This is a genomic window from Roseburia sp. AM23-20 (assembly GCF_003470905.1).
In the GTDB taxonomy this organism is placed as follows: Bacteria; Bacillota; Clostridia; order Lachnospirales; family Lachnospiraceae; genus Roseburia; species Roseburia rectibacter.
Genome location: NZ_QRHS01000001.1, coordinates 483548 through 499672 on the forward strand (window position 1 = coordinate 483548; position 16125 = coordinate 499672).

A 16125-nucleotide genomic window follows, 5' to 3' on the forward strand; every position below is an offset into this window, starting at 1 on the left:
TTTCACGCAAAACACAAACAATCTGTGAGGACAACGGTATCCATTATATCAAATTTTTCCCCTCAAACTTACTCAGTGCAGTCTGCTTTGTATGTGCATCCGCACATGCCTTTCCTGCCGCATCTCCCATATCAATCACCGTCGGCTGGATACGGATACTCGCCTGAGCCAGAAATGTTGTAGAAATACATCTGCCGATTGTTAACAGATTGTCGACCTGCTCATTGATAAGACACCGGTATGGAATCTCATAGTATTCTCCCCTCTGATACTTCTCCATATGGACAAGTCCTTTCGTTGCAGAGTGTACATCAATATACCAGTCTCCTTTTGCCACTGCATCTTCAAATCTTGCCCTCTTTATGTAATCGTCTTCACTCAGCACATATTTTCCGACAATACGGTAGGATTCCCGGACACCGAGTGCTGATGCTTCCCGAATCAGATACGCATGTTCAAATCCCGGCATACATGCCTTTAAAAATGAAACCAGCCGGAAGATCATCTGATGTCCTTCCGTTACAGCTCTGCTCCGTGCCCACACATCGGTATTCTTCTTCATACTACTGATATGCGGACAGTTAAATGTCATACAACCCGGCTGATCTGGAATGGAAAAACACTGGTAGTAAACGAGATCTTCCTCTTTCAGATATCCAAGTTCCACCCCTTTTCGAAAAACCGGTTCAAGTTTAAAATTCTTATTCCGCACCATTGCAGATTCAAAAAAGTATCCTTTTACCAGCGGAGAAAATTCATCATTTAAAGACAAACAGTATGCCCGGTATTTTTCGACATCAATGCCACCCATCTCAAAACGCAGCGATGTCATCTGGTTATTTCCGTTCTCATCCCCGGCGGTATATGCTACTCCCGCCATTCTTGAAAGAACCGCATCCCCGGTGGCGTCAACAAATTGTTCTGCCTCTATCGCATATACACCTTCCTCAGTCGTCACAAAAATCTTTTCAATTTTCTGATCTTTTACCTGACAGTCGGTCAGCACTGCATCATATAATATCCCGCCTCCATATTCCAGAAACATCTCCTCTAACACAAGTGCTTTTGCCTCTGCTGTGGAATGTACATATTCCATAATGCCATCTCTGGTAGTGACCCCTTTTTCTTTCAGGCGTCTCTCAATCTCATGAAATATCTCTCCATGTTCAACAAAAGACTCCATCATCGGATTCACCAGCGCATTGACAGCCGCCCCGCCAAGTGCAAGGCTTTTTTCCACGATCAAAACCCTGTTTCCTTCTTTTGCCGCACGGATTCCCGCTGCCGCCCCGGCAGTGCCACCGCCAACTACAACTGTGTCGTAGTTTCCAATCACCTTTATTTTATCCCATTGATACATTCTGTTTTCCACCCTCATTTTTCCGTAATCGTTCTTCTGCTTCCTGCATCCGTTCCCGCAATGTCTCTTCCGGCAATATGCCTTCCGACAGCATTACCATATAATCTGTCATCTGTGGAAGAATCTCACTCTTCATATATCTTCCCGCAAAACTGTGTGCAGCGATCTCGCTGACTGTTGTAAGCGGTCTTTGCACCGTACCAAAAATCGTCTTTTTCTGCACAGGATCAAGCCGCATACCGACTTTCCCAAGCGTTGTAAATTCCAGAAAATGATAAAACTCATGCGCAAGATGCAGCTTTATGAGCCACTGTTCCCCTGTCTCCACTCCGTTTTCCTTCAGAATCTGTTGCTTTCTGCGCAGATCCGGCATAAAAAGTTCAATCTTTTTTTCCTTCCCGCCACAGGTGATCTGCGCCCATACCTCATAGTTTTGCCCATGATGTGTAAATTCCCGTTCATCCTGCAGAATGGCAACACCGGAATTCACCAGTATTGCCATAATATCCGCATCTTTATACTGCTCAAATGCCTCCTGTCCGCATGCGATCGCTTCCGTCACATAATCCCTGCATTTCTCCTTCGGGATACAGGGTGCCAGCCGGTCATTCATCAGTTCCATCATCGCATATTGTTCTTCTGTTATTGATTTAAGATCATACATTGTCTCAATCCTTTGCAGCGACTGCAATAATTTCCTGATCATCCTCAACAAATTCCAGTTCCATCTCAGCTAGACCGAGCAGCTGCTCTTTGTTTAAGACACCACTTAAATCACTCATTTTCTGACCAAAAAATAAGTACGTTTTCGGCAATGTCGCACCAGCGTCCGTATACTGTGTCATACTGTCCACAAATTCCATGAAATCTGTTCCAATCTGATCTTTGTGAAATACTCCAATTTTTGCAATATTTTTCTGAAGACGTATAACGCCTTCCTCATCGATCATGCGCACCAGTTTTTTCTTTGATTTAAATAATCCTAGAAAGCCGCCTTTTGCCACATTTACATAGTACGCATGCCATCTTCCTGCCGCTGCTGCCCGCTCAACCATATCTGTCGTTGTCTTCTCGGCATCCGCTAAAATCTGCTTCTGTTCTTCCTCCGAGATGGTCTTTGCATTGCGGTCCTTGGTACGCAGCTCTGTCGCTCCTGTTGCGATCGCTCTTAAAATATTTTTCTGGCTGTCGATTTCAATCGAAATATCAACCGTTGCTGCATCTGCGCCTGCCCTGGTGATCACTTCCATAATATCATGGCGGATTTTACGGATATCCTCATCCGTAGGGTTTGCAACATTTCGCTCCATCTGCTCACGCACAAGTGCCAGAGAGACACCGATCGTAGAAATGTACGGTGCATTTTCCGCAATCTTATGCCGGATTCCCATTTTTTCTCCCAAATATGGTACGACAACCGACGCCGAACCACCACCACCGACCAGACAGATCAGGTTCGGATTCAGATTATAATCTGCAATCAGTTGTTTTACAATCTCGCCAACTTTCGTCATCGCAATATCCATTGCCTGACGGCACAGTTCTTCCACCGTGCTCCCCGTCATAGATGCCAATGCCCCCCATGCGATCTTCGCTGATTCCACATTTCCGGCAGCATAGTCATCCGCCGGCACATAACCCAGAATATTTGCGGCACCTGCCAGTGTAAGCGCATAGCTCTCGCCATTTGCACAGGCAACAACCGCATAATCCGATGTATCGTCCTCGCGCGGTGCGATCAGCTCTATCTTTGGATTCTTCATCTTATCGGTGTCAGTAAAGACCTCATACTCTTTCTCTGCGATATGTGCGGATCTTGGTCCGACATCTGCGATCTTACCTCCACGCACCACGATCATACTGCCTCCGGCAATTCCAAGTGTACGCACATCCAAAGAAGTCAGATATAACTTTCTTCCCCCGATCTGTGCATTTTTGATCATAACCTTGCCATCTTTGATCGCTGAAATATCGGTCGATGTTCCACCTGCCTCAAGGAAAATGCCATCTGTCAGTTTTTCATACATCAGTGCTCCTGCCACACCTGCTGCCAGGCCGGATAGCATCGTAAGAATCGGTCTCTTCCGCACCTCATCGATACTCATGACGCCGCCATCACAGCGCATGATCATCAGCGGTTTTTTAATACCGGAATCTTTTACCGCATTTTCCGTCATGTTGGCAGTCTCCATCATTTTGGGGATCAATGCCGCATTGACTGCTGCTGTCCTCGTCCTCGCCTGCAGTCCGTAAAGCTGGGAGATCTCATGTCCACCTGTAGCGACCAGTCCTTCTTTTACCGCCAGGCCAATAACTTTCTGCTCATTTTCCGGATTATCAACAGAGTAACTCTCCGAAGCCACGATCACCTCCACATTTTTCAGTTTCAGTGCATCGATTGCCTCTTTTACAGCCTCATCGGTAAGTGAGGCTGCATCTATAAATTCATGCTCTGTATATAAATATTTTCCCGGTGCCAGCTCGATATTTCCGACTGTCGTCTCCTTGCGGGAACGTTCTGCCTCCATACCACTTCCCATGCCAACAATACCAACACGTGCCACATCTCCCTCTAACAGGGCATTGGTTGCCTGTGTGGTTCCATGTGCGATAAATATAACATTATCCGGAGAAATTCCATTTTTTGTGAGTACCGTATTGATCGCCTCAATGATTCCCTGCGCCACACCGCGCTCGGCATGATGTGTCGTCGGCACTTTTTCTTTTGCAATGACCTCATAGGTCTCATTATCTACGACTACGGCATCCGTAAATGTTCCTCCGACATCGATTCCGATCCTTACCTTTCTGTTATCCATATGTGAAACATACCCTCCTTGAATGATCCTTACTGTTTAGAATAATGCTACTGCTGCGTAAATCAAGATTCCAAGTGCCATTACCATGGTGTATGGAAGTGTTGATTTCAAAATATCATTAACATCGACTTTTGCATAATCTGCTACGATGACATTCTGTGTGTTTGTCGGGTCTGATACACACTGTACCACGCTGGTACTACGAAGTGCCATACCAACTGCTGGTGCACTCAGTTTTCCTGCTGTCAGGAAAATATTTGCGAGACCAGAGCCAAGACCGTACATATTTAACGGTCCACGATACAGAGCCAGTGGAGAAAGAACTGTAAAAATTACAATGTACATAATCGGGTTTGATGGAAGAATCACACTAATGATTGGCTGCATCAGAGCAGATGTTTTCTGTGCTGCCACTCCATTTAAAAGAATTCCAATACCAATCATCAGACCGATGACTCCTGCCACATCCTTAATTCCCTCTACCATGGAGCTTGAAAGAACCTGAATACTTGAAGACGGCTTCGTAATTAATGCTGTTACAATAATTGCTACCACCAAGCTTGTCTCCGCATTCCACTTAAAGAAAAATACCAGTACGATAGGAAGAAGCGGCATCAGCATGGCAACCGGATTAACCTTTTTAGAGTTGGTTCCAGCATTCATTGCCCATGTACTTCTGACTGTCTTTTTATTTACATTGATTAAAATATATGCAACCGTCACAACCGCACAGATCAGTCCCATCACGATGGAAGATGTTTTAATAACCTCCATATCCATTCCAATGGTATCTACATAAATCTGGTACTGCGATACATTAAAAAGAAGTCCAATGTTTAATCCAAAAAGTACGAGACTTGCTGCCACGATCGGCTCAATTCCCGCAGACAGTAACAGCGGAATTGCAATCTGAGCGACCATAATAACAGGACCTGCACCACTCATAGCAGTAAAGATCAGTGCCGTTGCAGCAGTCAGTGCCAAAGCGATCATAACCGGCTTATCCCCTGCCAGCTCTGCTGCCTTACGGATAATGGCATCTGAAATTCCCTCTTTCTGAATTACTTTTGCAAAAATTGCACCAAATACGGTAACAATAATGGTGCTCGCAAGACGGGATGCTCCACCTGCAATTACATAAGAAGTAATACTCTGTGTTTCTGCATCACTTGATATAAATGGAACTCCTGCTACTACTGCGATTAAAATTCCCATACATGGAAGTGCTAAAATCGCTGGCATCTTTTTTGTCATCATAAGAGCAACTCCCGCTAAGAAGATTGCCAAAATTACTATTACCTGTAACGTCTGCATACCTATTCTCCTCCTTCAATCAGTGCATTTGTAAACTTTTTCGTGATGAGCTGCGGTCTTGTAATCGCCCCACCCACAACGACACTATAACATCCAAGTTCAACTACTCGTCTGGCTTTCTGCGGCACATCGATATTTCCCTCAGCAATTACCGGATGATGTACCTGTTTTAATATCTTGCGTATAATTTCAAAATCATTCTGTTCAATTTTGTCATTTACGCTGTACGGCGTATATCCCACAAGTGTTGTTCCAATAAAATCAAATCCAATTTCATCTGCAAATAATGCTTCCTCCACCGTTGAACAGTCTGCCATAAATTTTTGATCCGGATATTTTTCTTTCACTTTTTCAAAAAATTCTTTCAGATAAGTTCCATCTGGTCTGATGCGCTTTGTTGCATCCACTGCAATAATTTCTGGTTTTATCTCCATCAATGCATCTACCTCTTTTAAGGTCGGTGTAATATATACTTCTGAATTGTCATACACCTCCTTGATAATACCGATGATTGGAAGTGAAACATTCTTTCTTATCTCAAGAATATCTTCTACCGTATTTGCCCGAATTCCTGCTGCTCCACCCTCATATGCGGCTTTGGCCATCCGCCCCATAATAAATGATGAATGTAAAGGTTCATCTTCTAGTGCCTGACACGATACAATCAGCTTGCTTCGCAAATTCTCAAACTGCGCTTCCATTCTCTTACTCCTTTCACATCACCTTTGGGATCCTCTGTGATATAAATTTTATACCCCGAATTTCCGGTTTTTTCAACGATTTTACCCGATACTGAATCTACTTTCCTTCAAAATTGATATTTTTTGTTTTTGCGAAACTTCTTTCACAAAATTCTTTCAAAATTCCGGTTTCTTTTGTACACTTTTGCACAAACATCAGAAGAAGGTTCATCAAAATTGACAAAAAAAGAGTACTGATCACAAGCTGCACTTATAATCAGTACTCCTTTTCTGCCCTCACTAATCTTCGTTTTTAAAGATCACACTGCGGTAATTATTTAACACTTTATATAAGATCATACCTAACACATAGCAGGAAATCACTTCGCCGATTCCGACAGTCAGCATAAAGAATGGGATCGTCCCCTCTGCCATGTACACATATGCCAGAACAAACGGTACAATGATCGTATTTGCCACGATCGGTGGTAACGGAGCCAGCCATTTGTGCTTTCTTAACGCATAAGTTCCACATGCCCCGATCAGTGTCGCAAGACTGCCAAACACAACATCAAGCGGCATGCAGCCGGTGAGCAGATTGCTGAGCAGGCATCCTATAAAAAGTCCCGGAATAGCTGCCGGTGTAAATACCGGTAAAATGGTAAGTGCCTCGGAAATCCTGACCTGAATTGCGCCGGAAGCAAGATTGAATGCACTGATAAAATAAGTCAGTACAACATAGATAGCTGCGATAAGTGCAGCTTGCACGATAAGTAATACTTTTTTGTTTCTCATTTGTTTCTCCTTTAGTTTTGTTTTACGAGTGGAAGGTCTCGAACACTCGATATTACTGCAACTTCCTGAGTCTAACATAACTTTTGGAAAAAAGCAACACCCCGGCAGAAACATTTGCTTTTTTTATATATTTTATTTATTTTTGTATAAATTTATTTATATGCAGCTTTCGCACCCATGCAGTAAATGACCAAAATATCCCTCTCACCGGTCGCAGCAGCAGCCACATACCTGATAAAATTACATAAAATGGATTTTTCACGCTGATGCGGTGTCCATTTCTTACAAACGCAGTCAGAATCCCCTTTATCTGGTCTTCCTGCACCGGTCCTTCTATCTCCATCTGATTATCACCGACCATATAAAACTGACCATCCCTGCATTTTACGACACGGTGTAAAACCAGGATACTTCCTTTTCTGCGATATAACACGACATCTGCACGCCGAATTTTTTTTACATCTGCCTTTTTTATGACTGCAGCATCCCGCCCCGGTACAAACATCGGGTACATACTATATCCTTCGGGATAAATCTGTATTACTTCCCTCGCTTCTAATAACTGCTCGATATCGTACTTCATTACATTCCCCCCGTTAAAATCACTCCGTCTTTTTTAATTTCATGACATCCGGAAATATTGTAGCATTTCCATTTTGCTAATGCTATAATATTTCCAATTCATTTTCATGTAAAGGAGCCGCAGCCATATGAAAATATCTGACGGATTTTTTAAAACAACACTTTCCTCTGTCCCCTATGTTCTTCCCTATGGGCAGAAAATTGCTGACCATGCCCGTTCTCTGCGTCTGAATGAGTCTGGTGCCCTTTTATGGGACGCTCTCTCCACCGGTGCGGATAAAAGCACACTTTTGTCAATCATGAAAAACCACTATAATGCAGATGAAACTATGCTGCCACAGTTCGAATCTGACTTGGACAGTTATCTTTCCACCTTAAAAAAACTTGGCATGCTTTCTGACAATACACTGACACAAACTGCCTGCCCGGATCATGTCTGGACCGGCAATACTTTTCCTGCACTTTTTTCCGACAATCACGCACTTAAATATTTTAAGATCGGTACTCTCTGCTTCTCATGGTCCGGTCCGGATGTTTTGTTTGACACTTATTTTAAAGATTTTTCCTGCGAAGCCGCTGTGGCTGATCAGTCCATTCTGGTACAGACCGGAAAGCCGTCGGGGCTTTTAGAAGGAACACTGCTGCTTAGTACTGCCGAGCTTACTATCTTCGACGTTACAGACACTTACCGTTTTGTCTTTGGCACCCACTGGGGTATTCATGAAATGCGTGTAAAAAAAGACGGTTCCGCCGCCGTCCTCTACTGCACCGACGACTACACCACAAACCACGCAGATGATATCTTTCATGCACTGCGTTTTGCTTTCCTGATTGTTGCAGCATTGCATGACCTTTTTGTCCTGCATTCGGTTTCCATATTATATCAGGGCAAAGCCTGGCTCTTTTCCGGCAGTTCCGGCACCGGCAAATCCACACATGCAGACCTCTGGATGAATCAGTACCAGACTCCGGTTTTAAACGGAGATCTGAACATCCTTGGCATAAAAGACGGAATGCCTTGCGTATACGGTCTGCCCTGGTGTGGAACATCTGAAATATACACCACCACGACCTATCCACTTGGCGGCATTGTATTTTTAAAGCAGGCTCCTTTTAATCGTGTCGATTTTCTCTCTCTGGATGAACAGGCACTTTGTCTGGTGCAGCGCATGATCTCTCCGTCCTGGACAAAAGATCTGGTGCTAAAAAGCCTTGCATTTGCAGAAAAGCTTGCCCCGCTGACACGGATTTTCCGGTTGAACTGTACCAAAGATCCCGAAGCTGCAGCCGTCATGAAAGCAGCTATCGATCTGTCTGTCTGAGCTGTTTTCTTTTAAAAATCATCCATCATTTTCTGTACTTCCTGTGTTGTCAGCACGACACACTTCTGCTCACGGATACCATACACTCTCTCACATACTGATAATACTGTCGGACGGTGTGTGGTCACAATGCAGGTGCGCGGCTCATCTGTCTGCATAATATTTTTCAAAACCTTTCGCTCTGTTGCAACATCAAGTGCACTTGTTGCCTCATCTAAAAGCAGGATCGGCGCACGGCGAAGCAGTGCCCTTGCGATGGAAAGGCGCTGCGCCTGTCCCTCTGAAAATCCTCCTCCCCGCTCTCCTACTCTGCTGTATATTCCATCCGGCAGTTTCTGCACAAACTCCCATGCGCAGGCTGCTATAAGAACCTCTCTGATTTCATCATCCGTAGCGTCCGGTCTGACGTTGCGCATATTTTCTGCAATTGTTCCGGAAAACATTGTATTTCCCTGTGGTACATAAGAAAAAAGCCGACGTGCTGCTGGTGTGATTGCAAGTACTTCTCCTGTTTTCTCTCCCACCAGATCCTCCACACCTCCTTGTATATGTAACAGAGCAAGCATGATACGTAAAAGTGTTGTTTTTCCTTCACCGGAAGGTCCCACTAACGCAACGATCTCGTGTGGATGTGCTTCAAAATCCGCTTCTGTAAATACTCTTGTTCCATTGTGGTAGGTATAAGACATCTTAGAAAAACAAAGACCGATACCACGCTCCCTGTTCTCCTCATAAAATTTTTCTACACGTTCTGCATCCGAATAATCTTCTTTCGGCATTCCAAGGATATCCATCAGCCTTCCCGCAGATGTGGTCAGTGAAATTGCCGTCGGTACCAGCGACACAAGCTGATTTAATGTTCCTGTCAGCGAACCGGATAAAGATAAAAACATCGTCATAGTACCATAGGAAATCGCACCACTCCAGACACGGTAAATACCAAATCCATAACAGCTATATGACACTGCAAGCCCGACAACCGATAATAAGATCGAAGTTGCCATGGACATTTTCTGGAACTCTAATTTCATGCTAAGGTATTCTTTCTGCAGACCGCGCAGCCGTTCTCCGTAGAGACGCACCAGATCAAATGCTTTGATCGTCTGTATATTAGAAAATGCTTCCTGGTTAAATCCTGACATCTTCGCATTCATGGCTGCACTTTTTTCATTATTGCCCTTCATGCGTTTTAAGATCCGTTTCGACATAAGCATACTGACCGGCATGCCAAGCATGGCAAGCAGTGCAAACATCGGATCATTGTAAAAGACAAGTGCAAATGTACTGATGAATCGCACCGTATAGATGACCAGATTTGGAATCCAGCTTAAAATACCATTCGAAATGTTGGAGGCATCAGAATTCCAGCGTGTCAGAAGATCACCCGTATGATACTTCTGGATCTCTTCAAGATCCGTCACAAGCATTTTATCAAAAATATCTGCTTTGATATCATTGTCCACACTGATACTGATCTTATTGGAAAAATAACTTGTAACCTGTGAGATCAGCATATTTCCTATGGAAAATCCGATATACAGACAGAATGTACGCACTAAAAGTCCTGCCTGCTGTCCAGTGATAATATCGACCATATCCCTTGAGATCAGACTTGATATCAGTGAAATGACCGTTCCCGACAGACCAAGAAGGGTATAAAAAATTATCTGTTTCCAGTACTTTCTCGCATACTCATAGATCCAGACAGTTTCCCGCCACATATCTTTTAATACGCCCTCTTTGATCCTTTTATGATAATGTCTCAGACTGTCTAACATAATAATCTCCATTTCATTCCATTCCCGGTTATTATAACAAATCTGTACCACAAAAAAAAGAGGTTACCACATGGATATGTGTCAGATAATCGCCCAAACACATGCCATATGATAACCCTGTTCTGATTTCTATATGCTCTACATAGACCAATCCGTTACCGTATCATCCGGTCCGTATCCTTTCTTTTCCCATGTTGGCTTACGGTTTCCATTATCGGTATCATAGCTTCCAGCGTATCCGGAATCCACGTAATGTGTCTTAAGTCCACAGGCTGAAGCTGTATTAGCCGGACATCCCAGACATCCGAACTGCTGCCTGTAACCTCTGGTACCCCCATTCCATGAAGAATAGTCCGGTGCCTGCCAGTTGCCATTCATATACTGGCTGTCACATTTTATGCCGCTTGCTACATTGTCGTTTGCACCACCGCTTGCAAGATACACGCCTTCTGCCGTATCCTGATATGCGATGATCGTTGGTCTTTCATATCTGTTGATTACTTCTATATTCCTCAGTTCATTTATTATTTTATCTTACCGGATCTGTCCCTTAGTCTGTAATACTTACCCCTGTAATTGCAAGACCTGCATCTGACTGTACGACCAGATCGCCAAACCCAATATTATCCGTCGGATTCTGATGATATCCCAAAGCAATGCAAAGGGAACTTGTTCCGTCACCTGATGTACATCCTGTACCACCGGATACATAACTGACCGGCTGGTTAAACGAAATGTTCAACTGCTGTGCTTCCCTGGTATGATCTGCATCATGTTTACCATTAACCTGAATGCGGTAATCTCCTCTTCCGTCCTGCGGAGTCTGATGTATATAAGCAGATGCTGTATAACATCCTGCCCCACTTGCCAGATACACCCCTTCTGCAAGTTCATCACTGGTAACTAACATCGGTTTCATATACTCTCTCATATGAACTTCCCTCTCCCTGTTTTTAGTCTTATTCTATAATTTTACCCATATCCGTCTGTACTGTCAAGCATCACCACACGTCTTTTTTCTCCCAAAATCGACTTTTTAATGATCTCCACATCTTCTCCACCCGGCAGCAGAGATTCAATGCACCTTGTCATGTAACTTTCAGAGTTATAGAATGGAACTACAAAGTTAAGATATATTTTTCTGTTCTCTGTCATAATTTTTCCTTCCTTTCACAGTTTATCTTACGGAAAAACTCAAACAAAATCGGAACCATTTTACGATTCGAGTAAAATGGTTCCGATCTTATATCCTTCATTTTCTATTTTCTGTTCATTGGCAAATGTGATAAAACTGCCGTCTGCTGTATCACGCAGTGCAAAATACACACTGTAGCATCCCTTTTTTACTTCCCGAAGCGGTACACTGACAGAAAAGCTCTCTTTTCTGTCTGCTTCATTTCCTCCCAAAAGCGATCTGACATCTCCTGATGGACTTTCCTCATAAATCGTCTGTCCGGTTTCATCTTTCACAAGAAGTACCGGCTCATATTCTTTATAGACCGGTGCAAAACCGACATTTTGCAATGCCACTGTGATCTCTGCCGTATCTGCCCAGAAATCATGCTGCATGGAAACTTCTGACAACAGCAGACGATAGCCTAAATGTCTGCGTATATACGAAAGGCCATCCATACCATCAAAACAATCCTCTGTCTGCACCTTAGATGATGCCCATTTTTCCAATACGGCTTCATCATAATCCTCATTCAGATAGGTCACATGCATGGTTTTCAGATCCGCAATGGCATGCTCGAAATCATTGTATCCGTTGTCAATAATGACCTCCCCGCCATTTGGCACACGTGAACATAACTTTTCCTGAAATGCAAGTTCTTCACTGCGGTTCCATGCCTGATCCACCCCGGCTTCTGCAGCACTCTTCTCCCCATAAGTTCCGCAGTCATTGCCGCTTCCTAACATTCCGTCATTGAACAGTCCCAGCATATCATATAAAGGATCATTCGGACCATTTTTTCTGGAAACATCTGCACTTTCCATGATCTTCCGCCACTGTACCGGTGTCCGCACAGCAATATACATCTGACCATTTGTCGATTGTACAAGCTGTTTTGCAAGCTGCTGCAAAGAATCCGTTTCTGCATATTTTGTTCCATTCAGTTCCCCCCAGTTGCCGACAAAAAGCCCCTGTAGCGTAAAAACTGAATCCCTGTATTTTGCCAATACCTCCCCCGTCTGCTGCATATGTTTTAACACAATGTCAATACTCTGTGGCTCATACTTTTCATTTTCTCCATTCCAGTCATACAAAAAACGTACGATCCAGTGTACTTTTGCAGCTGACATCGCCTGAAACAGTTTTTCTATATTTTGCAGACCTTCTTTTGATATTTCTTTTTCCCGATATTCCCTTAAATTGATCTGCACCATGGCAAGTGCATGATCTGAATCTTTTTCCATCTGTGTGTCTAACTGTTTCCCCATATCCACCGGTTCGTCCGATATCAAAAACCCATAAATATGATAAAAACCCCGGTCCGGATTCCATATTTCCTCTGAAGATTCCGTAAAATTTTCTTCCGGCAGCATTACTTTCCAGTGAAAATAGTCATGTACTCCGGCAATAATCCCGGCAATCACAAGCACAAACAGAATGAAAAACAGTAATTTTTTTCTCATTCTACTCCTCTTTTTTAGTCCATTTCAAACAGTTTCATTTTTGTTACCAGACGGCTCCGTTTTTTTGCATTTTTTAAGATAGCTATGCTCGATATTCCGCGAAGTTTCCGGTTACGGTATACAAATCCGAAGAATGTCCTTACCCACAAAATGGGATAAAGTATTTTATACCTTCCGGCTTTCGGATGGCTTAAATGCATCTGATGATGGAACTCCCGGATATAATCCATCCATCCAGTCCCCCTCATGGCTACCATCCGCTCCGGGGCCGCCTCACCAAACTCTTCAGATTCCATGATCTCTGTAAAAAATTCTTTCAGGTAAGATTCATCCTTCATACCGTCAGCTTCGCCCTGATTTTTGAGAAACTCCACCTTTTGTTCTGATAATCCCAGATATCTGATACAAAATTCCGTAACGACACATGCAAAATTTAAAATTCCGCATTCCCGGACCAGATTTAAAAATATCTTATCTTCCTCTGCCGTACATCCATGTTCCCAGAACACAACCCAGTCACATAAAAGTTTTAATCCAAACCCCGAACGCAGAAAATGCTGAAGCATATGTAACAGCAGATAAAATGCCTGATACGGTGGTGATGTCAGGAAAAAATCCACCCCCATCACATTTTCCGTAACTCTGTTTTCAAAGAAAGTCTTCTGACATTTTTTCATAAAAGCGTTCACTTCCTGTGAATCAAATGGCTCCACCAGCGCACTATGCAGTTCCAGGCGAATCCCTTCCTGACTTATATAAGTAAGATGATGATTTTCCTGATGACCACCTTCCGCCATAAAACCATGCGCTAACAGATAACTGCCCGCTTTCTGCGCCGTCTGTTCATCCTCAAATAAAAGATCAACATCCCCTGATTTACGCAGTTCCGGCACCGGATAAAGTCCTGCTATACCGCTTCCCTTCAGTAAGATCGTATGCATCCCTGCATCCTCCAAAAGTCCGGTCACATACCTGCTCATAAACAGCAGGCGATAAGACTGCCCTACAGTCTGTATACTTTTCTCTTCCACCCTTTTCCAGTCTTCCCCGTTTTCAGGCAGGATGTCTTCCAATACATCATATAAAAGCGGCAGCACACGATGGTTATCCGCTATCGAAAGAATGCTTTTCCAGTCTGTTTTCTGTTGTTTTATCTTTTCACATTTTTGTTTTATATCTGCCGGATTATCCTCATGCAACTCTGCATGCAGAGCTGCATCCAGAAGGCTGCACAATATAAGTTCTTTTTCTTCATTTTTTTCTTCATTTTTTTCTTCCATCGTTCCACCTCTTCTTCCAGATAGCAAGTGCCTTTCTCTTTACAATCCCAAATTCTTTTGTACGGCAAAAACATAAAAGCATCACAAGATGTGGCACTACCGCACAAATGAAAAGTCTTTTCAAAAATACAACAATGACACTGCCGCCTGAAAATGCACATATCCTGTCTGTTCCATACCATGTCAATCCTGTCACTGCTGCATAGATCACATAACGGACAAAGAATGAAGATACTTTCGCATGCAGTCTGTGCCGGTACAGAACATATGGCTCCACCCATACAGATGTGAGCATGGTAGAGAGAAACGTTCCTGCAAATACTCCAAATGTTCCTGCTTTCCATACCAGAATCACCGAAATGACAAGGTTTAACACTGCTTCTACCAATGCTTTATACCTGTCAAACCAGAACAATCCAAGTGAATCTCTGAATGTCAGTACCGCTTTTCTCGTTCCATTGATATAGAAATTGATGCATAAGATCAAAACTACAGGCATCTGAAACAAATACTGCTTCCCAAATGTGAGTTCCACAAATGGATTTAACAATTCATACAGACAGATCGCAGCGACTCCATAAAGCCAGTTTCCGATAAAAAAAGCCGTCTCAAAAATACTCTTTACTCTTTTTTCGTCTTCCGTTGCCCCAAGATTTCCGACACTCGCTGTGATTCCCTGAAAAATCTGATCCAGCACCTGTCTGACTGATCCGATCAAAAGGTAATAATTTGAATAAATACCTACACTGACAACCCCCACAAAGGAGGAAATAAGCAGGTTATCTGTATTATTGACCACTACATTTCCAAGTTTATGCATCAGCATGGCTTTTATATTGCGGAATATATCTTTTCTCTCTTCTTCCGGCAGTTTTTCTTTTGTTTTCTCTTTCAGATAGGGATACATCCGATCCGCCTTCAACGAGATACAGATATTTGAAAGCAGTGTACAGACAATATAAATGATCAGGAATAATATAAAATTGTGTGTTGTAAGTAAAATGAGGATCTGACAGATATCCTGCAAAATCAAAAAAGCCGTCTGATATAAAAGAACGATATAGTTCAACTGATGCACTTCGATCAATGTTCTTTTATATACCAGCAGATACGATACGACCGAATTTGCCAGATATAAAAAATAAATAAGCATCAGATGATCCACATCCGGCCGGTTTTTCATAAGAATATCAAAGAAAGGGACGATCGACAGTCCTAACACTGCCACACAGCCTGCTGTAATACGGTAGAATGTCTGAAACATCCGCATCAGAATCTGCTGTCTTTTGATATCCCCCTGCGCGATCGGGCGATAGAGCGCATAACTGATCGCCGTCTCCACACCAAGTTCTGTCAGTGAGAGTACATTTAAGATATCTGTGAAAAGTCCGTTGATTCCGACATAACTTTCACTGAGTGTATGTGTAAATACCACACGTGTCACAAATCCCATCAGGATCGCAGCGATTCTTGAGATCATTGCAACCATGGTATTCATGGTAGAATATTCTGTTCTGCTCTTTTCCATCTGTATTCTCACCTCTCTCCTATTTTCACA

Annotated in this window: 14 protein-coding genes and 1 pseudogene; 1 reads left to right on the forward strand and 14 read right to left on the reverse strand. The window is 43.2% G+C overall.

Annotation, left to right across the window (positions count from 1 at the left end):
* Window positions 1-43: 43 nt before the first annotated feature.
* The 7 genes from DW650_RS02245 to DW650_RS02275 form a co-directional block, all read right to left on the reverse strand.
* Window positions 44-1360 carry an FAD-dependent oxidoreductase gene (locus tag DW650_RS02245; RefSeq protein WP_015560674.1) on the reverse strand — a complete coding sequence of 439 codons (1317 nt, stop codon included), beginning with the start codon at window positions 1358-1360 and terminating at the stop codon, window positions 44-46.
* Window positions 1344-2066: a hypothetical protein gene (locus DW650_RS02250; RefSeq protein ID WP_118208961.1), complete on the reverse strand. Its 723-nt coding sequence runs from the start codon at window positions 2064-2066 to the stop codon at window positions 1344-1346. Before DW650_RS02250 ends, DW650_RS02245 begins: the two co-directional genes overlap by 17 nt.
* Window positions 2029-4179, reverse strand: coding sequence for a hydantoinase/oxoprolinase family protein (locus tag DW650_RS02255; RefSeq protein ID WP_118208962.1), 2151 nt, complete (start codon window positions 4177-4179; stop codon window positions 2029-2031). The genes DW650_RS02250 and DW650_RS02255 overlap by 38 nt, the downstream gene beginning before the upstream one ends.
* 36 nt (window positions 4180-4215) lie before the next feature.
* The gene (locus DW650_RS02260; protein ID WP_118208963.1) at window positions 4216-5493 is read right to left on the reverse strand and encodes a transporter; all 1278 of its coding nucleotides are present in this window, start codon (window positions 5491-5493) and stop codon (window positions 4216-4218) included.
* A 2-nt stretch (window positions 5494-5495) separates the two neighbouring features.
* A complete protein-coding gene (locus DW650_RS02265) occupies window positions 5496-6194 on the reverse strand; it encodes an N-acetylmannosamine-6-phosphate 2-epimerase (RefSeq protein ID WP_015520595.1) in 699 nt (232 codons plus the stop codon).
* Between the two features lie 279 nt (window positions 6195-6473).
* Complete coding sequence (locus DW650_RS02270) at window positions 6474-6968, reverse strand: QueT transporter family protein (protein WP_015520593.1); 495 nt, start codon at window positions 6966-6968, stop codon at window positions 6474-6476.
* 136 nt (window positions 6969-7104) lie between these two features.
* Window positions 7105-7551 (reverse strand): S24/S26 family peptidase, encoded by a 447-nt coding sequence (locus tag DW650_RS02275; RefSeq protein WP_118208964.1) that lies wholly within the window; start codon window positions 7549-7551, stop codon window positions 7105-7107.
* 127 nt (window positions 7552-7678) lie between these two features.
* Here DW650_RS02275 and DW650_RS02280 point away from each other — a divergent pair, with 127 nt between their 5' ends.
* Window positions 7679-8872, forward strand: coding sequence for a PqqD family protein (locus DW650_RS02280; RefSeq protein WP_118208965.1), 1194 nt, complete (start codon window positions 7679-7681; stop codon window positions 8870-8872).
* 11 nt (window positions 8873-8883) lie between these two features.
* On the opposite strand, the gene DW650_RS02285 is transcribed toward DW650_RS02280, so the two are convergent.
* From DW650_RS02285 to DW650_RS02315, 7 genes and pseudogenes are all read right to left on the reverse strand, one after another.
* Window positions 8884-10650, reverse strand: a complete 1767-nt coding sequence (locus DW650_RS02285; protein ID WP_118208966.1) for an ABC transporter ATP-binding protein — start codon at window positions 10648-10650, stop codon at window positions 8884-8886.
* A gap of 138 nt (window positions 10651-10788) precedes the next feature.
* Window positions 10789-11094 carry a hypothetical protein gene (locus DW650_RS02290; protein ID WP_243102837.1) on the reverse strand — a complete coding sequence of 102 codons (306 nt, stop codon included), beginning with the start codon at window positions 11092-11094 and terminating at the stop codon, window positions 10789-10791.
* Between the two features lie 106 nt (window positions 11095-11200).
* A complete protein-coding gene (locus DW650_RS02295) occupies window positions 11201-11581 on the reverse strand; it encodes a hypothetical protein (RefSeq protein WP_117919237.1) in 381 nt (126 codons plus the stop codon).
* A gap of 107 nt (window positions 11582-11688) precedes the next feature.
* Window positions 11689-11805: pseudogene (locus DW650_RS20565) on the reverse strand (glycosyl transferase); the annotation flags it as partial.
* A 60-nt stretch (window positions 11806-11865) separates the two neighbouring features.
* Window positions 11866-13287 carry a DUF4832 domain-containing protein gene (locus tag DW650_RS02305; protein WP_118208968.1) on the reverse strand — a complete coding sequence of 474 codons (1422 nt, stop codon included), beginning with the start codon at window positions 13285-13287 and terminating at the stop codon, window positions 11866-11868.
* 14 nt (window positions 13288-13301) lie between these two features.
* Window positions 13302-14567, reverse strand: coding sequence for a nucleotidyltransferase domain-containing protein (locus tag DW650_RS02310; protein ID WP_118208969.1), 1266 nt, complete (start codon window positions 14565-14567; stop codon window positions 13302-13304).
* Window positions 14551-16095: a lipopolysaccharide biosynthesis protein gene (locus DW650_RS02315; RefSeq protein ID WP_118208970.1), complete on the reverse strand. Its 1545-nt coding sequence runs from the start codon at window positions 16093-16095 to the stop codon at window positions 14551-14553. The genes DW650_RS02310 and DW650_RS02315 overlap by 17 nt, the downstream gene beginning before the upstream one ends.
* Between the last annotated feature and the right edge of the window lie 30 nt (window positions 16096-16125).